Source organism: Saccharothrix sp. NBAS 001 (genome assembly GCF_056640475.1).
In genome coordinates this window covers 801,580-825,110 of the sequence record NZ_CM153251.1, presented here as the reverse complement: position 1 = coordinate 825,110, position 23,531 = coordinate 801,580, and the positions used below count along the sequence as shown (strand labels likewise).

21 protein-coding genes are annotated in these 23,531 nt (G+C 72.8%); 5 read left to right on the top strand and 16 right to left on the bottom strand.

From position 1 onward, the window contains the following. Positions 1-3: 3 nt before the first annotated feature. The 6 genes from AC0HI0_RS03640 to AC0HI0_RS03615 all read right to left on the bottom strand — a co-directional run bounded on the left by AC0HI0_RS03640 (position 4) and on the right by AC0HI0_RS03615 (position 5,629). Positions 4-564 (bottom strand): SUKH-4 family immunity protein, encoded by a 561-nt coding sequence (locus AC0HI0_RS03640; protein ID WP_480930808.1) that lies wholly within the window; start codon positions 562-564, stop codon positions 4-6. Positions 565-702: 138 nt separating this feature from the next. Beyond that, entirely contained in the window at positions 703-1,752 is a 1,050-nt protein-coding gene (locus AC0HI0_RS03635; RefSeq protein ID WP_480930807.1) for an ABC transporter ATP-binding protein, read from the bottom strand. A 1-nt stretch (position 1,753) separates the two neighbouring features. Continuing rightward, positions 1,754-2,527 carry an ABC transporter permease gene (locus AC0HI0_RS03630; protein WP_480930806.1) on the bottom strand — a complete coding sequence of 258 codons (774 nt, stop codon included), beginning with the start codon at positions 2,525-2,527 and terminating at the stop codon, positions 1,754-1,756. Beyond that, positions 2,518-3,429, bottom strand: coding sequence for an ABC transporter permease (locus tag AC0HI0_RS03625; RefSeq protein WP_480930805.1), 912 nt, complete (start codon positions 3,427-3,429; stop codon positions 2,518-2,520). Before AC0HI0_RS03625 ends, AC0HI0_RS03630 begins: the two co-directional genes overlap by 10 nt. Before the next feature lie 3 nt (positions 3,430-3,432). Further along, positions 3,433-4,563, bottom strand: coding sequence for an ABC transporter substrate-binding protein (locus AC0HI0_RS03620; protein ID WP_480930804.1), 1,131 nt, complete (start codon positions 4,561-4,563; stop codon positions 3,433-3,435). Positions 4,564-4,612: 49 nt separating this feature from the next. Further along, positions 4,613-5,629, bottom strand: a complete 1,017-nt coding sequence (locus AC0HI0_RS03615) for a LacI family DNA-binding transcriptional regulator (protein ID WP_480930803.1) — start codon at positions 5,627-5,629, stop codon at positions 4,613-4,615. 67 nt (positions 5,630-5,696) lie between these two features. Here AC0HI0_RS03615 and AC0HI0_RS03610 point away from each other — a divergent pair, with 67 nt between their 5' ends. After that, positions 5,697-6,062 (top strand): hypothetical protein, encoded by a 366-nt coding sequence (locus AC0HI0_RS03610; protein ID WP_480930802.1) that lies wholly within the window; start codon positions 5,697-5,699, stop codon positions 6,060-6,062. Here AC0HI0_RS03610 and AC0HI0_RS03605 read toward each other — a convergent pair. Together AC0HI0_RS03605 and AC0HI0_RS03600 are read right to left on the bottom strand one after the other, a co-directional pair. Beyond that, positions 6,035-6,505: a TIGR03618 family F420-dependent PPOX class oxidoreductase gene (locus AC0HI0_RS03605; protein ID WP_480930801.1), complete on the bottom strand. Its 471-nt coding sequence runs from the start codon at positions 6,503-6,505 to the stop codon at positions 6,035-6,037. The two genes, AC0HI0_RS03610 and AC0HI0_RS03605, sit on opposite strands and share 28 nt — an antisense overlap. A 29-nt stretch (positions 6,506-6,534) precedes the next feature. After that, complete coding sequence (locus AC0HI0_RS03600; protein ID WP_480930800.1) at positions 6,535-7,131, bottom strand: TetR/AcrR family transcriptional regulator; 597 nt, start codon at positions 7,129-7,131, stop codon at positions 6,535-6,537. A gap of 165 nt (positions 7,132-7,296) precedes the next feature. Between AC0HI0_RS03600 and AC0HI0_RS03595 the strand changes: the two genes are divergently transcribed. After that, entirely contained in the window at positions 7,297-7,707 is a 411-nt protein-coding gene (locus tag AC0HI0_RS03595; protein ID WP_480930799.1) for a DUF6463 family protein, read from the top strand. Between the two features lie 96 nt (positions 7,708-7,803). Here AC0HI0_RS03595 and AC0HI0_RS03590 read toward each other — a convergent pair whose 3' ends face one another. The 8 genes from AC0HI0_RS03590 to AC0HI0_RS03555 form a co-directional block, all read right to left on the bottom strand. After that, complete coding sequence (locus AC0HI0_RS03590; RefSeq protein ID WP_480930798.1) at positions 7,804-9,540, bottom strand: ABC transporter ATP-binding protein; 1,737 nt, start codon at positions 9,538-9,540, stop codon at positions 7,804-7,806. After that, positions 9,537-11,363: an ABC transporter ATP-binding protein gene (locus AC0HI0_RS03585; protein WP_480930797.1), complete on the bottom strand. Its 1,827-nt coding sequence runs from the start codon at positions 11,361-11,363 to the stop codon at positions 9,537-9,539. The genes AC0HI0_RS03590 and AC0HI0_RS03585 overlap by 4 nt, the downstream gene beginning before the upstream one ends. A gap of 159 nt (positions 11,364-11,522) precedes the next feature. After that, positions 11,523-12,089 carry a TetR/AcrR family transcriptional regulator gene (locus AC0HI0_RS03580; protein ID WP_480930796.1) on the bottom strand — a complete coding sequence of 189 codons (567 nt, stop codon included), beginning with the start codon at positions 12,087-12,089 and terminating at the stop codon, positions 11,523-11,525. 106 nt (positions 12,090-12,195) lie between these two features. Next, positions 12,196-13,641: an argininosuccinate synthase gene (argG, locus tag AC0HI0_RS03575; RefSeq protein WP_480930795.1), complete on the bottom strand. Its 1,446-nt coding sequence runs from the start codon at positions 13,639-13,641 to the stop codon at positions 12,196-12,198. A 145-nt stretch (positions 13,642-13,786) separates the two neighbouring features. Continuing rightward, on the bottom strand, positions 13,787-15,235 hold the full coding sequence (locus tag AC0HI0_RS03570) for a DHA2 family efflux MFS transporter permease subunit (protein ID WP_480930794.1): 1,449 nt from the start codon (positions 15,233-15,235) through the stop codon (positions 13,787-13,789). A gap of 1,117 nt (positions 15,236-16,352) precedes the next feature. Next, a complete protein-coding gene (locus tag AC0HI0_RS03565; RefSeq protein ID WP_480930793.1) occupies positions 16,353-16,982 on the bottom strand; it encodes a response regulator in 630 nt (209 codons plus the stop codon). Then, positions 16,979-17,956 carry a sensor histidine kinase gene (locus tag AC0HI0_RS03560; RefSeq protein WP_480930792.1) on the bottom strand — a complete coding sequence of 326 codons (978 nt, stop codon included), beginning with the start codon at positions 17,954-17,956 and terminating at the stop codon, positions 16,979-16,981. Before AC0HI0_RS03560 ends, AC0HI0_RS03565 begins: the two co-directional genes overlap by 4 nt. 10 nt (positions 17,957-17,966) lie before the next feature. Next, the gene (locus AC0HI0_RS03555; protein ID WP_480930791.1) at positions 17,967-19,862 is read right to left on the bottom strand and encodes a peroxidase family protein; all 1,896 of its coding nucleotides are present in this window, start codon (positions 19,860-19,862) and stop codon (positions 17,967-17,969) included. A gap of 474 nt (positions 19,863-20,336) precedes the next feature. Here AC0HI0_RS03555 and AC0HI0_RS03550 point away from each other — a divergent pair, with 474 nt between their 5' ends. From AC0HI0_RS03550 to AC0HI0_RS03540, 3 genes are read left to right on the top strand one after another with little or no spacing between them, the layout of a single operon-like run. Next, complete coding sequence (locus AC0HI0_RS03550; RefSeq protein WP_480930790.1) at positions 20,337-21,230, top strand: glycoside hydrolase family 191 protein; 894 nt, start codon at positions 20,337-20,339, stop codon at positions 21,228-21,230. A gap of 34 nt (positions 21,231-21,264) precedes the next feature. Next, the gene (locus tag AC0HI0_RS03545; protein ID WP_480930789.1) at positions 21,265-22,575 is read left to right on the top strand and encodes a nucleotide sugar dehydrogenase; all 1,311 of its coding nucleotides are present in this window, start codon (positions 21,265-21,267) and stop codon (positions 22,573-22,575) included. Beyond that, positions 22,572-23,522, top strand: coding sequence for an NAD-dependent epimerase/dehydratase family protein (locus AC0HI0_RS03540; protein WP_480930788.1), 951 nt, complete (start codon positions 22,572-22,574; stop codon positions 23,520-23,522). Before AC0HI0_RS03545 ends, AC0HI0_RS03540 begins: the two co-directional genes overlap by 4 nt. Positions 23,523-23,531: the final 9 nt, after the last annotated feature.

Below are 23,531 nucleotides of genomic sequence, written 5' to 3'. Positions count from 1 at the left end.
AGTTCAGTAGAGCCAGCGGTCCAGGAGCGCCGGCCAGAGAAACCCCTCGTAGCCGTCGAAGGCTGCCGGGTCGATCTCCTTCAGCTCCTCGGCCAGTTGGTTCAGCTCGGCGAAAGCCCGCTCCTCCTGCTCTTCGGAGAGGTACTCCTCAAGGTCGTCCGGCTCGCTGAGAAGCTCTGACGCGGTGATACAGCTGCCGTAGCGGTGAAGGACGTCGAGCCACACGCCGACACCCGAGTCGGCGAACCACGCCTCCCCGTCCGGCATGACGAAGTAGACCGCTCCGGTCCCCGGCTCGACGCCGAACGACGACCGCTCGGCCTGGTCATCAGGGTCCGCCTGCTCGGTGAGGCGGTAGAGCGGACCCCGGGACGTGAGCAGGACCGGATCAGCCTCGCTCTGCATCACGACTCGTTCGACGAGGCGCGGAGCCACCGGGACGCCCACCTCGACGAGCTGCGCCTTCATGAAGCCCGGGATCTGCCAGCCGGCCACGACGTCCCGCCGGGCGCGAGTGACATGCCCCGGACCGGCCCACCCGGTCAGCTGGTCGTACGTCGCCATCGAACGATCCTCTTCCGGCGGCTGTGGTCCCGACCCTGTCGAGCCGGTCTCAGGTCACGAAACAGCCACGCTCGCGGGACAGCCCTGGGGCCGGCTGCGGGGCGGGAGGGCGGTGGTGGTGTGCGGGCCGCCGGAGGGCTACTCCTCGACGACCATCAGCCTGCCCGCCGCGAGGTCCAGCGCCACCGACGTGCCGGGCGGGAAGTCCCCGGCCCGGCTGGAGGGCTGGTCGACCCGGAGGACCTGCTCGCCGCCGGCCAGTCGGACCGACAGGCGGGTCACCGGGCCGAGGAAGCTCTGCGTGAGCACGCTGCCCACCAGCGCGCCGTTGTCCTGGCCGCTGTGCTGGGCGATGCCGATGTCCTCCGGCCGCACGATGACCTTCACCTCGGCACCCGCCGTGATGCCCTCCGCCGCGTCGGTCGCCAGCCGGAACCCGCCCAGCCGCACGCCGCCCGCCTCGGCGGTGCCGAACACCGCGTTGGTGACGCCCACGAACTGCGCCACGAACGCCGACGCGGGCTGCCGGTAGACCACGGCGGGCGTGTCCAGCTGTTCCAGCCGGCCCTGCGACATCACCCCGACCCGGTCGGAGACGGCCAGCGCCTCCTCCTGGTCGTGCGTGACGAACAGCGTGGTCATGCCCAGCTCGGTCTGGATGCGCCGGATCTCCTCCCGCAGCGCGACCCGGACCTTGGCGTCCAGCGCGGACAGCGGCTCGTCCAGCAGCAGCACGCGCGGCTGGATCGCCAGCGCGCGGGCCAGCGCCACCCGCTGCTGCTGGCCGCCGGAGAGCTGGTGCGGGTACCGCTTGCCCAGGTGCCCCAGGCCGACCAGCTCCAGCAGCTCGTCGGTGCGCGCGGCGCGGCCGGGGGCCTTGCGCAGCCGCAGCCCGAACGCGATGTTCTGCGCGGCGGTCATGTTCGGGAACAGGCTGTACGCCTGGAAGACCATGCCCATGTCGCGCTTGTTCGCGGGCACGGCGGTCACGTCGCGGCCGTCGACCCGGACCACGCCCTCGTCGGCGGTCTCGAACCCGGCCACGATGCGCAGCGCGGTGGTCTTGCCGCAGCCGCTCGGGCCGAGCAGGCTGACCAGTTCGCCCTGCGCCAGGTCGAGGTCCAGACCAGCCAGCGCGGGCTGCCCGCCGAACGACTTGCGCAGCCCGTGCAACTCCAGGTAACCCATCTCAGCCTTCCTCCGCGACGGTGTCCCGCCGCCGCCCGCCGACGAACGAGAGCAGGAACAGCAACACGAACGCGAACAGCAGGCTCAGCAGCGACACCGCGATGGACACGCCCGCGTTCCGCTTGCCCAGCAGGTTCACCCGCACCTGCAACGTGTCGAAGTTCAGCAGGGACGCGATGGTGAACTCGCCCAGCACCAGCGCGACCGACAGCAGCGCCGCGCCGATCAGCGCGGTGCGGATGTTGGGCACCACGATCCGCAGCAGCACCGTGCCCCAGGACGCGCCGAGGCCGCGCGCCGCCTCCGCCAGCGTCTTGAGGTCGATCGCGGACAGGCCCGCGTCGATCGACCGGTAGGCGAAGGGCAGCACCAGCACGGCGTAGGCGAAGGTGAGCGTCAGCGGCGAGTCGCCCACGAAGTAGTCCACCCACGCGTAGACCGGGGCCAGGCCGACCACCAGCACGATCGCCGGGATCGTGATCGGCAGCAGGCACAGGAACTCCACCAGCCGGCGCAGCTTCGGCAGCCGCAGCCGGATCCACGTCATGGTCGGCACCAGCAGCGCCAGCACGACCAGCGAGCTGGTCACCGCGAGCTGCACGGACACCAGGATCGCGTCCACCAGGTCCGGGTCGGAGACGATGCCCGACCACGAGTCCAGGCTGCGCGAGCCGTTCACGCCGCGCGTGGAGAACTCCGCCATCGCCAGCAGCGGCAGCAGGAAGAACACGCCCAGCACGCCGAGCACCAGCCACCGCACGACTTTCACTGCCATCGGGCGAACCTCCGTTGCAGCAGCGCGTAGAGGCCCATCGCCACCGCGACCACCACGACCATGCCCAGGCCCAGCGCCTTGCCCAGGTTCTCGTTGCCCAGCAGGACTTCACCGGTCAGCGCGCCGCGGATCTGCAGCGGCACGATCGGGCTGCCCTGCGAGACCAGCGCGGCGGCCGTGGCGTAGGCGGAGAAGGCGTTGGCGAACAGCAGCAGCAGCGCGCCGAGGAAGGCGGGCAGCAGGATCGGGCCGCCGACGTGCCGCCAGTAGGTCCACGTGCCGCCGCCCAGGCTGTCCACCGCTTCCCTCCACTGTGGACGGAGGCCGTCCAGCGCGGGCAGGAACACGATGAGCATCAACGGGATCTGGAAGAACGTGTAGACCAGCGTCAGACCTGGCAGCTCGAACAGCCACGCACCCTGGGCGAACAGGTCGATCCCGAACCGGTTCTTGAGGAACTGGGTGACGAACCCCTGGAACCCCACCGTGGCCAGGAAGGCGAAGGCCAGCGGCACGCCGCCGAACTGCGCCAGCACACCGGAACCCGCCACGACGACCCGGCGCAGCACCCCCTCCGGCCTGCCCACCGCGACCGCCCACGACAGCAGCGCCCCGAGCACCGCGCCCAGCAGGGCCGTCAACGCGGACAGCTCGACGCTGCGCAGGAACGCCTGGAGGTACACGCCCTGGCCGAGCGCGGCCAGGTTCTCCGTGGTGAACGCGCCGTTCGCGTCCTGGAACGCGCCGGCCAGCACCAGGACCGTCGGGTACACCAGGAAGATCCCGACGTAGGCCAGGAACGGCACGACGACGAGCCAGGCGAGCCTCGGCTTCGCGGCGGGCCCCCGACCGGGGGCGGCGGACGGGCCGCCCCCGGTCGGGGTGGTGACGGGTGCGACCACCGGTCAGCCCACCGCCTGGGCCCACGTCTCGGACAGGGTCTTCTTGGCCTTGTCCGCCTGGTCCTGGGTGAGGAACACCTGCTTGCCGTCGGTCTTGGGCAGCTTGGCGTTCGCGTCCGCGTCGACCTTGCCGGACTTGGTCAGCGCGTCCAGCCGCACCGGCCGGGACAGGCCCTTGAGGTAGAGGTTCTGGCCCTTGTCGGAGAACAGGAACTCCTGCCACAGCCGCGCGGCGGCCGGGTGCGGGGCGTCCTTGTTGACCGCCTGGTTGTAGTACGCGCCGACCTGCGCGCCCTGCGGCACCACGACCTTCCAGTCCGCCTTGCCGGCGAGCTTCGCGGTCTGCGCGGCGTTGGTGTAGTCCCAGTCGATCACGACCGGCGTCTGGCCGGACTCGATGGTCGCGGGCGACGGGTCGACCGGCAGGAAGTTGCCGGCGGCCTTGAGCTGCTTGAAGAACTCCACGCCGGGCTTGACGTCGTCGGCGGAGCCGCCGTTGCCCAGCGCGGCCATCACGACGCCGGAGAACGCGGCGCCGGCCTGCGTCGGGTCGCCGTTGAGCGCGACCTTGCCCTGGTACTCGGGCTTGAGCAGGTCCTTGACCGAGGTCGGCGCGGGCACCTTGGCGGCGTCGTAGCCGATGGACATGAAGCCGCCGTAGTCGCCGTAGTAGAGCCCGGTGGACTCCTTCAGCTCGGCCGGGATCTCGTTCCAGGTCTGCACCTGGTAGGGCGCGAAGACGTCCTTGTTCGCCAAGGCCACGTTCAGGCCGAGGTCGAACACGTCCGGCGCGCGGTCGCCGCCCTTGAGCTGCTTGGCGGCGTTGATCTCGTCCTGGCTGGACGCGTCGGGCTGCGCGGAGTCGACCTTGATGCCGTACTCGGTCTCGAACGCCTTGATGATCTCGCCGTAGTTGGCCCAGTCCGGGGGCAGCGCGATGACGTTGAGCTTGCCCTCCTTCTTGGCGGCCTCGACGAGCTTGTCCAGGCCGCCGAGGTCGGCGGCGGACTTCGCGGTGGCGGCGGACGAGCTGTTCGCGGCGCCCTCCTTGGCGGGCGGCGCGCCGCACGCGGCGACCAGCGCCAGCGCGACGGCGCCGAGACCGACCGTGCGGAGGACTCGGGTGTGGGTCACGGGTCGAACCTTCCTCGTGGGCAAGGGGTTTCCGAGCGACCAAAACGTTTTAGACGTGCGGAGGATTCGTGACGGCGCGCGTGCTTGTCAAGCTGACCGGGCCCAGTGAGACCCGTTCGACCAGCTGGACGAATTCCCGGTGGTCGCCCAGTGTCCGAGGGGTTAACAGGCGGGCCATGAGAGCGCGTCCGAGCGCCCGCCGGTCCACCCGGATGGTGGCCAGCGGCGGGTCCAGCATCTCGGAGGTGGGCAGGTCGTCGTGACCCACCACGGACAATTCGCGCCCGATCGTGATCCCGAGGTCGCGCGCGGCCCGGTAGACCGCCAGCGCGGTGTGGTCGGAGTTGGTGATCACGGCGGTCGGCGGGTGGTCCGCGCGGAGCACGGCGAGCACCGCCGAGTGCACGGCGGTGAGGTTGAGCGGCGCGGCCACCACCCGGCCGACGACGCCGAGTTCCGCCGTCACGGCCTGGAAGTGGTGCAACCGGTCCGGGTCGGCCATCAGCCCCGGCGGCGCGGTGACCAGCGCGATCTCCCGGTGCCCGAGTTCGACCAGCCGGCGCACCGGCAGCTCCACGGCGGCCTGGTTGTCCGGGCCCACCCTCGGCACGCCCTCGGTGGTCGCGTTGACCACGACCACCGGCAGGTCCGGGCACAGCTCCCGCCAGCGGCGCACCGACTCCCCCGCGCCGACCGGCGCGACGGCCAGCCCGCCGACCCGGTGGTCCACCAGGCGTTCGACGTGCTGGAGTTCGCGGTCCGCGGAGTACTCGGAGTCGAGCACCAGCACGGTCGCCCCGGCCTCCCGCGCGGCCTCCTGCGCACCGCCGATCACGTCCAGGAAGAACGGGTTGGCGAGGTTGCGCACCACCAGCCCGAAGGTGGTGGGCTGGCCGCTGCGCAGGGCGCGGGCGTGCGGGTTGGCGCGGTAGCCGAGCTGTTCGGCGGCCTCCAGCACGCGACGCCGGGTCTGCTCGGCGACGCCGGTGCGCCCGTTGAGGGCGAAGCTCGCCTGGGTGATCGACACCCCGGCCGCGCGGGCGACGTCGCGGATGCTCACGGCCACGCCGGGATCCTAACGGGGCCGCCCGCCCGCCGTCCTATATGTAGGACGCCTACATGTAGGGGACGGCATGTCGAGGAAACTGCTGGTCTGGTCGCACGTGGTCACGTTCAGCCGGCTCTACGTCGGCATCTCCCTGCTCAGCCCGAACCTGCACCCGGACGGCTCGCCACTGCCGATGGCGGGCGCGCCGGCGGGCCAGGTGCGGCCCTCCGTGGCGAAACCCCTCAAGCGGACACCGTGGGCCTCGCCGGGCAGGCCGCCCACCGCGCCGGGGTGGGCGTTCGCCGCGTGCGCCGCCGTGCCGGCCGCGGCCTACCTGCTGGGCGAGTGCGTTGTGGGACAGGCGATTCCGGCGCTGTCGACCGTCGTCGTGCTCGGCTACCCGGTGGCGCGGGCGGCGCGCCGTCAGCCGACGTTGATCCGGTTGCCGTAGAGCCTGGTCACCGCCACCCGGATGATCACCCGGCGCTCGCGCACCTGGAGTTCGAGGAACTCCTCGTCGCTCAGCCCCAGACCGGACCGGTACTCCTCGGGCACGATGGCCAGCAGCTCGCGCCCGATGGCGTCCCCCGGCGTGGTGGTCGCCTCGGAGACCGTGGCGTCGCCCTCCGCGACGGCGAAGTTCCAGTCGTCCGCAGAGACGTGCAGCGCGGCCTTGCCGGAGCGCCGGACGTGACCCACCTTGGCCCGGTCGAGGGTCGTGGTGAACCGCAGCACCCGCTGCCCGGGGTCCCAGTCGTACAACATCGTGGTCAGGTGCGGGTGCCCGCTCTTCTTGGTGGTCGCCAGCACGCCGATCCGCCGAGCGGCCAGCAATTCGGACGCGCCTTCGTCGTCCAGGACCACCGCGGCGGGCCCGTTGCCTTCTTCAGCCATGCCACGGCCAACCCCGGCCGACCGGTGATCTATTCCGGACCCGGCGCGGGCGAACCGCCCGGCGGCGGGTGGAACTGGTCGCGCAGCAGGAGTTCCCCGGCGAGTTCGACGGCCTCGCGCCTGGTGCGCCCGGGGTGGTCGGCGGCGATGAAGTGGCGGCCGATGGCCAGCGCGAAGGCCAGCGTGCACCGGGCCTCGACCTCGTCGGGGTCGGTGAGGTAGCTGCCGAACATCGCGCGCAGGAAGTCCATCCGGGCGTTGTCGATCCGCCGCAGCCGCTGCGCGACCGCCGGGTCCTGGCGGGCCCACTCGCGGATCGCGAGGTCGATCCGGTGCAGGTCGTCGGAGAACGTGAGCTGCCCGGCCAGCCGGATCCGCTGCGCCGGGTCCGGGCTCTCCGCCTCGACCCGGGCGATGATGTCGTCGGTGCAGCGCCGCTCCCACTCGTCGAGCAGTTCGGCGAGCAGTTCCGGGCGGCCGTCGAAGTACCCGTAGAAGCCGCCCTTGGTCACGCCGATCGACGCGGCCAGCACCTCCACCCGGACCGCGTCCGGACCGCCCCGGGCGAGGGCTTCCAGGCCGGCCTCGATCCAGCGGCTGCGCGGCGTGCGGGCGTTGGGGGGCACCGGTCCACCTCGTTCCAGGAGTGTGCGGTCGGACTTGTACGGTACCGTACAACCGAGATATACGGTGCCGTACGGAAGGCTGGCCCGACCGGCGGGGTCCGCGCACACCGGACACCCGGAGGAAAGGGAACGGTCCACCACTCCGAGCAGAGCGGACGAGGAACGATGGCGAGCAGGCGAATGCTGCGCTGGGCGGGCGGCATCATGATCGTGCTGGGCGCGGGTCACCTGGCGCTGCTGACCGTGATCCGCTGGGACGGCGTCGCCGGCTGGTGGAGCCGGGGGCTCTGGGCGGCGGTCCCGCTGACCGACGCCGGGCGGACCGTGCCCGGTCTGGAGAACGGCCTCACGTTCTGGGCGGGTCCGGGGAGCTTCGCCGTCCCGCTGGTCCTGCTGGGGTTCCTGGTCGGGCACCTCGCCGGGCGCGGTGTCGCGGTGCCGGCCGCCCTGGGCTGGGCGCTGCTGGTGTGGTGCGTCGTCGGCGGTGTGCTGCTGGTTCCGTCCCCCTACTTCGTGGGCGCGGCGGCCGGCGTCCTGATCGTGCTGGCGGCGCGGAAGAACGCCGTGACCGGGTGACCTGCCCGGTGCGGTGCCCCGCCGGGAATCCGGCCGGGCACCGCACCGGGGGGCGGCCGACCCGTACCGGCCGGTCGCCGCACGCCCGCCCCGTCCTCAGCCGGCGGCGATGCGCCAACCCCGGGCGTGCTCGTACTGGTCGTGCAGCCGGGTGTACGGGCCGCCGGCGGCGAGCAGGTCCGCCGGCGCGCCCTGCTCGACGACCCGGCCGCCGTCCAGCGCCACCACGTGGTCCGCCGCCGCGAGGGTCGCCGGCCGGTGCGCGATCACGACCACCGTGCGGTCCGGGTCGCGGCCCAGCTCCGCGATCGCCGCGCCGACCGCGCCCTCGTTCTCCGGGTCGAGCGCGGAACCGGCCTCGTCCAGCAGCACGATCCGGGCCCGCTTCAGGAACGCCCGCGCGATCGACACCCGCTGCCGCTCGCCGCCGGACAGCTGCGCGCCGCCCTCGCCGACCCGCGTCCGCCAGCCCTGCGGCAGGCGCCGCACCACCTCGTCCAGCCGGGCGGACCGCGCGGCCCGCGCCAGTTCGCCGGCGGTGGCGTCCGGGCGGGCGATGCGGACGTTCTCCTCGATCGTGGCGTCGAACAGGTACACGTCCTGGAACACGATCGCGATCCGGTCCATCAGCGCCGCGTGGTCGAGGTCGCGCACGTCGACGCCGCCGACCCGCACGCTGCCCGCGTCCACGTCGAAGAACCTGGCCACCAGACGGGTCACCGTGGTCTTGCCCGAGCCGGACGGCCCGACCAGCGCCGTCGTCGTGCCACGGCGGCAGACGAACGACACGCCGGTGAGGGCGGGCGTGCCGCCATAGGAGTACGAGACGTCCGCGAACTCCACGGTCGGGTCCTCGACCTTCCGCACCGGGTGCGCGCTGGGCGGCAACGCGGGCGAGCGCAGGACGTCCTCCACCCTGGTCACCGAGTTGTCCATGGCGTGCAACGTCCCCAGCAACTCGGTCAACGTGCCCAACGGCTCCAGGAACCGCACGGCGAGCACCAGCAGCGCGACCGCGTCGGCCACCGTGAGGCTGCCGTCGAGCAGGAACCCCGCGCCCAGCAGCAGGACCGCGGTGAACCCGGCCATCACCACGGCCGCGTAGGTCAGGTCGGGGAACAACGCTTTGCGCAGACCCCGCCGGTAGCGGAGGCGGTGCTCGGTGAGCGCCTCCCGCATCCGGGCGCTGCCGGTGGAGCCGTGGCCGGCGGCCCTCAGCACGGGCTGCGCCTGGCCGAGTTCGATCGCCCGGCCGGCGATCTCGACGGCAGCCTCCTCCAGGTCCCGGTCGGCCTCGGCGGCGACCCGGCCCGCGCGGCGCAGCGCCACCAGCGCGACCGGCAGGACGGCCAGGAACAGCAGGGCGAGCCGCCAGTCCACGAAGGACGTGACCACGATGATCGTGCTCGGCACCAGCAGCCCGGTGATGGCGGGCGGGCCGAACGTGGCGGCCAGGTGGGCGATCGCGCCGGCCGACGTGGTGACCGTGCGGGCCAGCCGGGCCTTGCGGTCGCCGGTGAACCACCCGAGCGGCAACGTGGCCACGTGCCGCATCAGGTGGTGGCGCAACTGCTCGGCCAGTTCGGTGCTCGCGGCGAACCCGACGGGCGTCGCCACCACCTTGAGCACCCCGTAGACGACGGCGCCGACCGCACCCGTGATCAGCCACGGCCGCGCGGCGGCGAAATCGGGCTCGGCCTGGAGCAGCGCGCGCAGGATCGGCACCAGCAGACCGAGCAGCAACCCCTGGAGGACGGCCAGGACGACGTGCAGCGCGGTGAGCCGGACCAGCACGCCGGGGTGCGGCCAGAGCCGGTGGAAGTGGCGGATCACGTGGCAGGGCCTCCGTTCAGCTGGGCGCGCCACATCCGGGCGAACACCCCGTCGCGGGCCAGGAGTTCGGCGTGGGTGCCGGATTCGGCGACCCGTCCGCCGTCGAGCACCACGATCCGGTCGGCGGCGACGACGGTGTGCAGCCGGTGCGCGATCACGATCACCGTCTTGCCGGCGACGAGTTCGGACAACGCCTCCTGCACGGCCGACTCGCCGTCCGGGTCGAGCGCGGCGGTCGCCTCGTCCAGCACCACGACCGGCGCGCCGGACAGGATCGCGCGGGCGATGGTGAGCCGCTGGCGCTCGCCGCCGGACAGGCCGCCGGTCCCGCCGCCCAGCACCGTGTCGTAGCCCAGCGGGAGCCGTTCGACGACGTGGTGGACCTGGGCGGCCTTCGCCGCGCGGCGGACCTCCTCGTCGTCGGCGTCCGGGCGGCCGATCCGGATGTTCTCGGTGACCGTGTCGCGCAGCAGCACGACGTCCTGGAACACCAACGACATCGTGGCCAGCAGCCGGTCCTGGGCGATGTCGCGCACGTCGACCCCGCCGATGCGGACCGCGCCGCCGGTCACGTCGTAGAACCTCGGCAGCAGCGCGGCCAGCGTGGACTTGCCCGCGCCGGACGGTCCCACCACGGCGGTCACCGTGCCGGGCGCGCACGTGACGCTCACGTCCTCCAGCGCGTTGGTCACGCCGTCGTAGGAGAACGTCACGCGGTCCAGCTCGACGCCGTGCCCCTTGGGCGCCAACGGTTCGACGGGTTCGGGCAGCGGGGCTCGGGCCAGCAGGACCTCGATGCGGCCGGCCGCCAGGCGCGCTTTGCGCAGGCCCTGCGCGCCTTGGACGACGGGCAGGAACGCGGTGGGCAGGCCGATCCCGACCACCAGGAACGGCAGCAGGTCCGCCGTGGTGAGCGAACCGGAGCCGATGAGCACCAGGCCGACCGCGAGCACCGCGGCGAGCACGGTGGTCTCCGCGCCCAGCAGGTTCGACAGCGCCGAGCTGACCCTGGTCTCGGTCACCCAGACCTTGAACGCCCTGGAGTGCTCGCTCACCGCGTCGGCGAAGCGGTCCATGATCCGGCCGCCGACGCCGAAGGTCTTGACCACGGTGATGCCGTCCGCGTACTCGACGCCGGCCGCGCTGATCCGGCCCTCGGCGGCGATCAGCGCGGCCATGTGCTCGGGCATGGACCGCATGGCGAACCGGTAGGCGACCACGGCCGCCAGCGGCACGGCGATCGTCACCAGCGCCATCCGCCAGTCCACCAGGGCCAGGTAGCCGACGCCGACGACCAGCGCGGTCGCGCCCGCCGCCAGCTCGCCCAGGGCGTGCGCGATCAGGTGGTGCAGGTCCTCCAGGTCGTCGGTCATCGCCTTCTTGACCTCGCCGGACCCGGACGAGCGGAACCAGCCGAGCGGGACCGCGCCGAGCCGCCGCACGATCCGAAGCCGGAGGTCGAGCAGGACGTCGGCGTCGGCCTGGTGCCCGAGGTGCGAGGACCACCCGAGCAGCGCCAGGCGCAGCAGCGCGCCGGCCGCGCCGACCGCGACCCACGTCCACACCGTGCCGCCCACCGCCCCGGCGGAGGGCGCGCCCAGCGCCGCGCGGGCGATCTCGGCGATGGCGAGGTACGGGGCGAGGCCCGCCGCGGCGGCGATCGAGGAGAGCACGCCGCAGGCGATCATCTTGCGGCGCACCGGGCGCAGCAGGCGGGCCGCCGATCCGGCCCCGACCAGCCGGGGCGGCCCGTCCTGCCCGGCCGCCCCGGGAGGGGGCTCCGGCTCGGGGGGCGCGTCCGCCCGGATGGTGTTCGTCGACATCGGCATCCCTCGTCACGGTCCGGCCGGGCACGGTCGACTGACCGACGGTCAGTCACTGACTGAGCGAAGGCTACCCTAACGACTGACCGTCAGTCAGCCCCGTGACGGCGTGGGATCCGAGGAGAAGCGTCGGAGACGGCGCGGTCTTACGGCGCGGTCTTACACCGAGAGGTGCTCAGGCACTGCGACGAGGGCCCGGCAGAGCCTGCTCCCCTCGGCGAGCAGGCGGTCCCGCTCGTCCGGGAAGTGCACGACGTGGTCGGCGAGCCCGTGCATGGCGTGGTAGAGCACGACGGCCGTCGCGCGCGGGTCGGGCAGCTCGGCCCGGACCTCCCCCAGCAGGTCGGCGAGGGCGTCCACGGCGAGGTTGGGCACCGCGGGCGCGGGCCGCGCGGTGTGGTGGAACAGCAGGTCGTGCAGCCGGACGTCGGCCAGGTACTCGGTGATGCCGGCGAGGAACCACCGCTCGACCCGCTCGACCGGGTCCGCGACGCCGCGCGCGGCCGTCCGCTGGGCCTGCACGAACCGCTGCACGTAGCGGTCCCGCAGGCCGCCCACCAGCTCGTTCTTGTTGGCGAAGTGCAGGTAGAAGGTGCCCTTGGCGACGCCCGCGCCGGTCGTCACGTCGTCCACGGTCAACGAGTCGACGCCCGACCGGAGCACCAGCGCCTCGGCCGCGTCGAGCAGGTCGCCGCGCCGCTGCGCGCCAGGCTTCGTCCGCGCCACCCGACCCCCTCCGCTCCCCTCCAGCCTACCGCCGCCACCGGGGAGGAGCCGCACGTCGGCCGGGTCGCGGCGGCCGTCCCGGGACGGCCGCCGCGACCCGGACCGGTCAGTCGTTGCCGGCTTCCAGCGCGGCGTGGTCGAGCAGCGCGTCGTCGGCCACCTCGCCGCGCGAGGCGATGACTTCCGCTCCGCCCTCGGGCAGCGCGCCGATCAGCTCGGTGCGCGGCACCTCCGCCACGCTGATCAGCGTGGACTGCCGGCTGCCGACCATGCCGAGCCCGGCGTACTGCTCCAGCTTGGCGCGCGAGTCGGCGATGTCGAGGTTGCGCATGGTGAGCTGGCCGATGCGGTCGACCGGGCCGAACGCCGAGTCCTCGGTCCGCTCCATCGACAGCTTGTCCGGGTGGTAGCTGAACGCCGGGCCGGTGGTGTCCAGGATCGAGTAGTCGTCGCCGCGACGCAGGCGCAGCGTCACCTCGCCGGTGATCGCCATGCCCACCCAGCGCTGCAACGACTCGCGCAGCATCAGCGACTGCGGGTCCAGCCAGCGGCCCTCGTACAGCAGCCGGCCCAGCTTGCGGCCCTCGTTGTGGTAGGACGCCAGGGTGTCCTCGTTGTGGATCGCGTTGACCAGCCGCTCGTAGGCGATGTGCAGCAGCGCCAGGCCCGGGGCCTCGTAGATGCCGCGGCTCTTGGCCTCGATCACCCGGTTCTCGATCTGGTCGGACATGCCCAGCCCGTGCCGGCCGCCGATCGCGTTGGCCTCCAGCACCAGGTCGACGGGCGAGTCGAACGCGCGGCCGTCGATGCTGACCGGGCGGCCCTGCTCGAAGCCGATGGTGACGTCCTCGGTGGCGATCTCCACCTCGGGGTCCCAGAACCGCACGCCCATGATCGGGTCGACGATCTCGATGCCCGCGCCGAGGTGCTCCAGCGCCTTGGCCTCGTGCGTCGCGCCCCAGATGTTGGCGTCGGTGGAATAGGCCTTCTCGGTGCTGGACCGGTACGGGAGGTCGCGGGCGAGCAGCCACTGCGACATCTCCGTGCGCCCGCCGAGTTCACCGACGAAGTCGGCGTCCAGCCACGGCTTGTAGATCCGCAGCGACGGGTTGGCCAGCAGGCCGTAGCGGTAGAACCGCTCGATGTCGTTGCCCTTGTAGGTGGAGCCGTCGCCCCAGATCTGGACGTCGTCGTCGAGCATGGCGCGCACCAGCATGGTGCCCGTCACGGCCCGGCCGAGCGGCGTGGTGTTGAAGTAGGCCCGGCCACCGGAGCGGATGTGGAACGCGCCGCAGGCCAGCGCCGCGAGCCCCTCTTCCACCAGGGCCGCGCGGCAGTCGACCAGCCGGGCGAGTTCCGCGCCGTAGGTCGTGGCCCGGGACGGGACGGAGGCGATGTCGGGCTCGTCGTACTGCCCGATGTCCGCGGTGTACGTGCAGGGCACCGCGCCCTTCTCACGCATCCACGCGACCGCGACCGAGGTGTCGAGACCACCGGAGAAGGCGATGCCGACGCGTTCGCCGGCGGGGAGGGAAGTAAGCACCTTGGACACGGGAAGAAGTATGCACGACGGTGCATGACGATTCACCACGGGGGTCGGTGACATCACACCGGCCACCGGAGCCGGGCCGCCGCCAGGCGCGCGGCGAGGTCGCGGCCCGCGGGCCTCCACCGGGTCGGCGGAGGCCCGCAGCCGGTCACTCGGGGCTGACGGCCTTGCCCTTGCCGATGGCGAACGCCCCGGCCACGGGCAGCAGCGACAGGATCGCGGCCAGCAGGAACGCCAGGTGCATCCCGCCCATCTCCGCGCCGACCCCGGGCTCGGTCTCCGCCGCCAGGGTGGCCGCGCGGGCGCTCATCACGCTCACCAGCAGCGCGACCCCGGCCGCCGCGGCCAACTGCTGGGTGGTGCTGAAGATCGCGCTGCCGTGCGAGTAGAGCCGGGCGGGCAGCGCGCCCAGGCCGGAGGAGAACAGCGGGGTGAACGCGAACGCCAGCCCCAGGCTCAGCGCCAGGTGGAACGCCAGCACCTGCGGGGTCGGCGTGGCCGCGTCGAACGTGCTCGCGAACCACAGCGACCCGCTGGTCGCCACCGTGCCGACGAGCAGCAGCGGGCGCGGGCCCACCCGGTCGTAGAAGCGGCCGACGAACGGCGCGAGCAGGCCCATCAGCAGACCGCCGGGCAGCAGCAGCAGGCCGGTGGACAGCGGGTCGAGCTTGAGCACGTTCTGGAGGTAGATCGGCAGGATCGTGGCCACGCCCAGCAGCAGCGCCATCATCACCATCATCAGGGCGCTGCTCAGCGTGAACGTCCGGAAGGCGAACGTCCGCAGGTCCAGCAGCGCCCGCTCGTCGCGCTGCAACGAGATCTGGCGGAACACGAACAGGCCGATGCCCAGCACGCCCACCGCCAGCGACACCCACAGCGTCGCCGAGGACGACCCGCCGGCGTGGCCGATGCTGGACAGCCCGTAGACCAGGCCGCCGAACCCGAACACCGACAGCACCACGGACACGACGTCGATCGGGGTGCTGCTGGTCTCGCCGACCCGCGTCACCATGCGCAGGCCCAGGACCAGCGTCGCCAGCGAGATCGGCAGCACCACCCAGAACATCGCCCGCCAGCCGAACAGGTCGAGCACCACGCCGGACACCGTCGGGCCGATCGCGGGCGCCACGGAGATCACGATCGAGATGTTGCCCATCAGCGCGCCGCGCCGGGCCGCCGGCACGAGCGTCATCACCGTCGTCATCAGCAGCGGGACCATGATCGCGGTGCCGCACGCCTGCACGACGCGCGCGCCCAGCAGCACGACGAAGCCCGGGGCCAGCGCGGCGATCAGCGTGCCGGCGCTGAACAGGCTCATCGCCACGCCGTAGAGCACCCGCGTGGGCACCCGCTGGATGAGGTAGCCGGTGATCGGGATGACCACCGACATCGTCAGCAGGAACCCGGCGGTGAGCCACTGGCCGACCGAGGCCGTCACGTTCAGCTCGTTCAACAGCACCGGTAGTGCGACGCCCATGATCGTCTCGTTCAAGATGACGACGAACGTCGCGACGAGCAGCACACCGATCACGGTGCGGTCGCCGCGACTGAGCGCGGGCGGCGACGACACGGCGTCGGACACACCTGCGGTAGTCATGCGAAATCCCCCAGAGGAAAAACGGGCGCGAGGCAAGGGCTACAGCGCCCTGAACGTCGTCCAGCCTACCTCCGGGAGGTCCCTGGACGGTCCCTGTTTTCGGTCAACCTGCCCACATTCGCCGACCGCGCGGGGCCGCGCAACCGGAATCATCCACAGCGGACCCTGGACGGGACGTGAACACGGGCCGTCGTCGCGGACAACAAGGATCTGCGACCGGCCGATCACGCAGCGGAGCCGTTGCGCGACACGGCACCAACGCCCGACCCGCCATGATCAGTCCACAGAGGACGTTCACCGGATTGTTCAGGCAGCGAACAGTTGCTGCTGGAAAACACTTCGGGGCGCTCCCCCGCGACTGCCCCAAGGCACGAAGCCGATTCACCAGGGGGACGAACGGGGACCGCATGCGCACCCGCAACGCGTCGGCGGTCCGCCCGGACGCGGCCGTTCCCCCCGCGGGTCGAGTTTCTTGCCCTGGTCGTGTTTGCGCTGGTAGTGGGTCCTGCCGGCGGGGTCGGAGAGGGCTGCGGACGCGGCGGGGAGGTACGCGCGCGTGGGCTTGCGGTTGCAGGTGCGGGCGGGCCGGTGCTCGCCGTTGGTCGAGGTTCTTCCGGGGTGGCGGGGGTGGTTGTCAGGAGTCTGTCGCCCGTCCCGGGTGTGTGCGTGGTGGTGATCGTGGTGGGCCGGTGGCGGCCGGCCGTGGCGATTCCGGCGGGTCCGGCGTGACGGGACGGGATCTGCGGCGCTGCCTGGTGGCCGGTCGTCGGGCCGGTCGGGTGTTGTGGTGCCGGGCGGGGGTCGGCGATGCGGCGCACGGCCGGGCCGGGCGGGTGGGCGACCCGGTGCCCGGCGGCGCGGGCGACCGTGACCGGCAGCGCTGCCCGTCCACCATGCCGACCGTTCGTCCCGGGTGGTCGCCGGTCGGGCGTCGAGCGCCGGCACCTATGTGACGACCAGACCCGCCCACCGACGGCCGTGTCCCTGCCGGCGAACCCTCGATATCACCGGACCCGGCGACCACAGCTCCATGATCAGGAACTACGAAAAGGTAACGGGGGATGCGGAAGGTGGCCGGGCCGCTTCAGGCCGAGGTGCCGGAGGGCGCGTCCGGCGGTCAGACCAGGCGGCGGTCGGCCGCCCAGCGGGTCAGTTCGCGGCGGTTCGAGAGCTGGAGCTTGCGCAGGACGGCGGCGGTGTGGGTTTCGACCGTGCGGGCCGAGATGGACAGCCGCGCGCCGATCTCCTTGTACGTGTACCCGGCCCCGACCAGGCGCAGCACGTCCCGCTCCCGGCGGGTCAGGCGGTCCAGGTCCGTGCCGGTCGGCCCCTCGCCCCGGAAGGCGTCCAGCACGAACCCGGCCAGGCGCGGCGAGAAGCACGCGTCGCCGGCCGCCACGCGCAGCACGGCGTCCAGCAGCTCGGCGCTGGACACGGCCTTGGTCAGGTAGCCGCGCGCGCCGCCCCGGATCACCGCGATGACGTCCTCGGCGACGTCGGACACCGACAGCGCGAGGAACCGCACGCCGGGGTGGGTGGGCACCACCTCGTCCAGCACGGCCCGCCCGCCACCGCCGGGCAGGTGCACGTCGAGCAGCACCACGTCGGGTTCGAGCGCCCGGATCCCCTCGACGGCCGACGCCACGTCGGCGGCCTCGCCGACCACGTCGACCGCGCCGCCCACCTCGGCCCGCACCCCGGACCGGACCAGCGCGTGGTCGTCCACCACGAACACCCGGACCGTCATCGCCCCCACCCCTGTCCCGACAGCCGCAGCTCCACCTCGGTCCCCTCGCCGGGCGCGGAGCGGATCGCGGCGACCCCGCCGTGCCGGCGCACCCGGCGTTCGATCGAGTCCGCGATCCCGCGCCGGTGCGCCCCCGCGCCCGAGGTCGGGTCGAAACCCCTCCCCCGGTCCCGGACCAGCACGAACACGTCGGCGTCGGCCACCTCGGCGAACACCGAGACCTTCGGCACGCCCGCGTGCCGGGCCGCGTTGGTCAACGCCTCGCGCACCGCGCCGACCACGGCGGCGGTGCGCTCGTCGAGCCGGCACGTGCCGACCGTGACGACCTCGACGGCCACCGTGAACCGGTCCTCGACGGCCTCCGCCGCCGCGACCACGGCCGCCGCGAAGTCGTCGGGGTCGGGCGCGGGTCCACCGTAGAGCCACGCCCGCAGGTCGCGTTCGGTGCCGCGGGCGAGCCGCCGCACGTCGGGCTGGTCGGACCGCTTCTGGATCAGCGTCAACGCCTGGAGCACCGAGTCGTGCAGGTGCGCGGCCAGTTCGGTGCGCTGCTCGGCGCGGACCCGGGCGGCGCGCTCCCGGGTCACCGCGCGGGCCATCAGGTACAGCCACGGCAGCGCGACCGCGCCGACCAGCAGCAACGCTCCCGCCGCGAGCACGGACACGGTCACCGCGGCGGCGGAGAGCGCCGGCCGCCACCGGACCAGGACCAGCGCGACCCACAGCCCGGCCACGACCGTGCAGGCGGCGATCAGCACGCCCCGGCTGTGCAGCGACCGGGCCTCGGCGTCGGCCAGGCGGGTCGACACCAGCACCACCCACGGCACCACGGCGAGCCCGACCACCACCAGCATCACCACGACCTGCACCGGCAGGCCCGGGGTGGGCGTGGTGCGCACCGCCCACCCGAGCCACACCAGGCCGGCCGCACCGAGGCACCCCAGCAGGACCATCCAGTACGACCGGCTGCGCACGTCCCCGATCCTAGGAGGTGAAGAAGACGTTGGCGGGCAACTGCCGGCGCGGGACGTCGGTGTCGAGCGCGATCAGGTCGCCGAGCGAACGGCGGTAGTCGATGCCGAACCGCTGGCGCAGCACCGGGAGCACCGGGTCGTGCAGGTGGAAGAACCGGTCGCCGGCGCGCAACGCCTCGAACTGCCGCTTCCAGATCGCCGCCTGCAGCTCGCCGAACTCCGCGCCGGGCAGCGGCGGTTCGGCCATCATCCCCACGAAAGCGTCCACTGTGGACACATTGCCGTAGACCGCTTTGAGCCGCGCGGCGGTGGCGGTGCGACGGATCCCGCGCACCGCCGAGGTCCGGGCGGCCTCGCTGCCCGGCCGCAGTTCCGCGCCGCGCCGGTCGTAGAGGCGCACGAAGTCCAGCGAGTCCGGGTCGTCGACCTCCGCGCCCGGCGTCAGCTCCGGGTCGGCGGGGAAGGATTCGGTGTCCTCGCCGGTGATCGCGCGGAACGACGGCTTCGCCGGCAGGCCGTACGCGCGGCGCAGGTCGTTGTAGGACGGCATCCCGTGGTCCCGGCCGCGTTCCACGTCGATGGCCGCGATGTCGAAGACGATGGTGCCGCACGCCGGGACGCAGTCGGGCGAACTCAGCTCGACGCTGCGCACCACGTCGCCCACCTGCTCGTCGTTGCGCGCCTGCGGCCGGGCGGAAAGCCCTTGCAGCAGCGGGCCGAGCTGGAGGCGTTCGGCGAGGTCCGGGTTGAACAGCACGATCGAGGACGGCACGGTCAGCTCGACCCGCCGCCCGTCGTCCAGCGGCACCACCCGGACCCCGGCCGCGCGCAGCGCGTCGAGCACCTCGGCGGAGTAGCGCGCGGCGTCGGCGGTGACGGTGATCTCGTCGCCGACCATGCTGTGCGCGCGGTAGCCGACCGTCGCGAACTCGTTGCCCAGCCCCGCGTCCACGGTCGGGTCGTAGCCCCGGTAGGGCGCGAGCCGGACGCCGAGGCTGGGCAGGAACTCCTGGTAGGTGATGTGCTGCTGGGTCGCGATCACCACCCGGCGGGCGAGCTGGAACCGCTGCTCCTCGCCGAGCCACTCGGGCAGCAGCGCGACGATCCGGTTGTGCTCGCGGGCGAACAGCGTCTGCACGGCCAGCAGCGAGATGTTCTCGTTGGCCCGGACGTCACCGGCCACGGCCAGTCGCGGCCCGGCGCCCAGCGCGCTGTCCATCGGCGGCGCGGAGGCCGCGTCACCGCGCGCGTCCTGGCGGGGCAGCAGGTTGCCGGGCAGGAGCAGGCGTGCGCCGTTGTTGGTCGGGTCGCCGTCGACCGGCCCCTCCCGCAGCCACTCCAGGCGCTGCGGCGTGCCGCCGTACACCGCGTAGGCGTCGAGGTAGGACCCGATGGTGTTGGGCTGCTCGCGCGGGGTGGTGATCCCGGTGCCGGTGGCGGCGCGGCTGCGGGAGAACGGCACGATCCCGAAGTCGTCGCGGAAGCGCTCCATCGGATCGGCGTTGTCGAACGGGATCGGCGGGCCCTCCGGCGAGGAGGCCCGCAGGCCGAAGGTGTGGTCGACGAACTGCCCCCACGCCGTGCTCCACTGGCTGACCCCGCGCGGCGAGAACAGGTTCTGGTCGCGGTCGTCGAACACCCGGTTGCTGATCCGCCGGGCGTTCGGCCCGGCCACCGGCACGCCGATCCCGTCGGCGTAGCGGGCGGGCGCGACCCTCGGGTACGGTCCGCCCGCCCGTCCCCAGTCGGGGTGCGCCACGTTGTTGCCGCTGCCGTCGAGGCTCTGCACCTCGAACCCGCGCAGCCCCCGGTCCCCCTGCGCGACCGCCGCGCCCCCTGCCGCGAACTGGCCGACCACCACGGCCAGCACCGCCAATGGCCACTTCCTGCGAAGAGTCGTCCTCATGCGGCCAGCGTCGCGCTCCCCCGCGCGCGCCCACATCCGTGATCGGCCCGCAGGAATCCCGTAGGCATCCCGGATACCGCTGCGGGCCGGCGCGGGCGCGGCGCACCGGGCGCGGCACCGCGCGGCGGGGCCGACGCCGTCGCCCGGCCGGACGCCGCACCCGGCGCGCCGCACCGGCCGTGCGGCGCGCCGGGTGCGGCGTCGGAGGACTTCTTGCGCCGAACGATGGTCCAAACAAGACGCTGCGCGGTCCGGTGCGCGCCGGGCAGTGAACGCCCGACTCCACAAGGGACATTCGTAGGGAATCGGGCAACCACCCCGCAAACCGGCCGGAAAATCCCGGTCGACACGAATATTCCGGGCGACCGGTCATCACCGGTCAGCTTCTAACCTCAACGGCGCATTGCCCGGAGAACGCACGCCGGTATGGTGGACGGAGTGGCGGACCGCCTTTCTCGGACAACCCTCGTCGTCGTGCTCTCCGCACTGCTCCTCGGTGCCGTCGGATGTGATCGGCCGACCCCGGAGAACCGCAATTCACCGGACCCGCCGGCACGGGCGGACGGCGGACTCGTGTACCAGCTCCAGAATTACTCCGACGGACGGCTGGACACATTGGCCGACACCTCCTCGCGGTTCGTCGTGGTGGACTTGGCGCGGGACGCCGGGCACTCCTACTTCGCGGCCGACGAGGTCGCCCGGCTGCGCGCCGCCGGAAAAACCGTGCTGGCCTACTTCGAAATCGGGTCGATCGAGTCGTTCCGGCCGGACTTCGAGGCGGTGGCCGCCGACCGGGCCGGGCTGCTGCTCAACGAGTGGACCAGCTGGCCCGGCGAGCACTTCGTCCGCTACTGGGAACCGAGCTGGTGGAACCTGGCCGTGCGGCCCCGGCTGGACCGCGCGCTCAGCGCCGGGTTCGACGGCGTCTACCTGGACACCCCGCTCGCGTACGAGGAGATCGACCTCGACCTGGTGGGCGGTCTGGAACGGCCCGAACTCGGCCGCCGGATGGTCGACCTGATCGCCCGGATCAGCCAGTACGCCAAACGCGCGACCCCCTCTTTCCGGGTGTTCCCGCAGAACTCACCGGAGTTGTCCGAGTACCCCGGCTACCTCGCCGCGGTCGACGGCATCGGGGTGGAGGAGTTGTTCTTCCAGGCCACCGACAAACCGTGTTCGGCGGACTACTGCGGAACGAACCTCGCCGCCACCCGAGCCCTCCGCGATGCCGGCAAGACGGTGTTGGCGGTGGACTACGCGACAGATCCGCAGAACGTCGCGACAGCCTGCCGAAGATACCGCGAAGAAGGGTTCGAGGGATACGTCACGGTGCGCGCGCTGGACCGGATCAGCACGCCGTGCCAGTGACCGTGGAAGACACCGACCAGGCAAGGAGCGGAATGTGACGAACGGGTCGCGCGAGCTGCGGCGGATCGGAATAGTCGGAATGGGCTACGTGGGCCTCACCCTGGCCGCCGCGCTGGCCCGCAAGGGGTACGAGGTGCACGGCGTCGACAGCCAGCCCGCGGTGCTGGACTCGCTGGCGCAGGGCCGCCCGCACATCTTCGAACCCGGCGTCGAGGAAGTCTTCGGCGAGTGGGTCGGCAAGCGCATCTTCCTCGCGCCGGAACTGCCCGACAACGGCGTGGACGCGGCCGTCATCTGCGTCTCGACGCCGGTGGAGCAGGCCGGGCACAAGCCGTACCTGGACAACCTGGCCGCCGCCGCCGAGCACATCGCCAAGCGGTGCTCGCCGGACACCCTGGTGGTCGTCCGCAGCACGGTCCCGGTCGGCGCGACCCGGTCGGTCGTGCTGCCGCGCCTGGTCGACGCGTGGGGCTCGGGCCGCCTGGTGATGGCGCCCGAGCGCACGATCCAGGGCCAGGCGCTGCGCGAACTGGTCGAGCTGCCGCAGGTCGTGGGCGGGCTCGACGAGGAGAGCCTGGCGCTGGGCGTGGAGCTGTTCGGCGGCCTGGCGAGCCAGGTCGTGCCGGTGTCCGACCTGGAGACCGCGGAACTGGTCAAGCTCACCAACAACTGCCACACCGACGTCATCTACTCGTTCGGCAACGAGGTGGCCAGGCTGACCGAGCAGTTCGGGCTGGACCCGCTGGAGGTCATCCGGGCGACCAACCTGGACTACCCGAGGCCCAACATCGCCAAGCCCGGCTACGTCGGCGGCGGCTGCCTGTCCAAGGACCCCTACATCCTGCTGTCCGCCGCGGCGGAGGCGGGCTACGCGCCGCCGCTGATCCTGGCGGCCCGGCAGGTCAACGAGGACACCCCGGTGCACGTCGCCGGCCGGGTGGTCGACCTGCTGGACGAACCGCGCGGCAAGACCCTGTTCGTGCTCGGCTGGGCCTACAAGGGCTGGCCGCCCACCGACGACATGCGCGGCACGCCGATCGCCTCGATGCGGCCGGTGTTCGAGGCCGCGGGCGTCCGGGTGATCGGCCACGACCCGCTGGTGGGCCCGGACGTGATCCGGGCGTACGGCGGTGAGCCGGTCGACCTGCTCGACGGGTTCGCCGCGGCCGACGCGGTGCTGGTGATCACCGACCACCCGCAGTACCGGGAGCTGGACGTGGACGCGGTGCTGCCGGGCTCCAACGTCCAGCTCGTCTACGACTCGTGGCGGGTGCTCGACGGCGACCGGGTGACCGGGCACGGCGTGCGCTACGCGGGCCTGGGCTACGAGCGGAACGCGCGGTGAAGGCGCTGATCCTGGGCGGTGCGGGCTTCATCGGCCTGCACCTGGCCCGCCGGCTGCTCGCCGACGGCCACGAGGTCGGCATCGTCGACGACTTCTCGCGCGGGCGCGACGACCCGGACCTGGCCGCGCTGGACGTGCCGGTGTTCTCGGCCGACCTGACCGACCCGGCCGCGTTCGACGACCTGCCGCACGACGCCGACCACGTCTACCTGCTGGCCGCGGTCGTCGGCGTGCGCAACGTCGAGCGCGACCCGGAGCGGGTGGTCCGGGTCAACACCCTGGCCGCGCTGAACACGTTGGCGTGGCTGGAACCGCACCAGAAGCTGTTCTTCGCCTCGACCAGCGAGGCGTACGCGGGCGGCGTGACCCGGGGCGTCGTGCCGGTGCCCACGCCGGAGGACGTGCCGCTGCTGGTGGAGGACGTCACCGCGCCCCGGTTCGCCTACGGCATCAGCAAGATGCTCGGCGAGGCGGCGGTGGTGCACACCGCGCGGGCCAAGGGGTTCCCGGCGGTGGTGGGCCGGTTCCACAACGTGTACGGCCCGCGGATGGGCACCGACCACGTGATCCCGGAGCTGTGCGTGCGGGCGATCCGGCGCGAGGACCCGTTCCGGGTCTACGGCTCCGACCAGTTCCGGGCGTTCTGCCACGTGGACGACGCGGTCGAGGCCATGGTGCGGCTGATGGGCTCCGAGCGGGCCGTGGGCCGGATCGTGCACATCGGCAACGACTCGGTGGAGACCAACATCGGCGAGCTGACCGAGCTGGTGCTCAAGATCGCCGGGCACGACCCGGCGCTGGACCGGGTGCCCGCGCCGCCGGGTTCGGTGCGGCGCCGGTGCCCGGACCTGGCGCTGCTGCGGGAGCTGACCGGCTTCGAGCCGGTGGTGTCCCTGGAGGAAGGGGTCCGCCGGACCTTCTCGTGGTACCAGGACCACTCGGCGTGAACCGCGGGC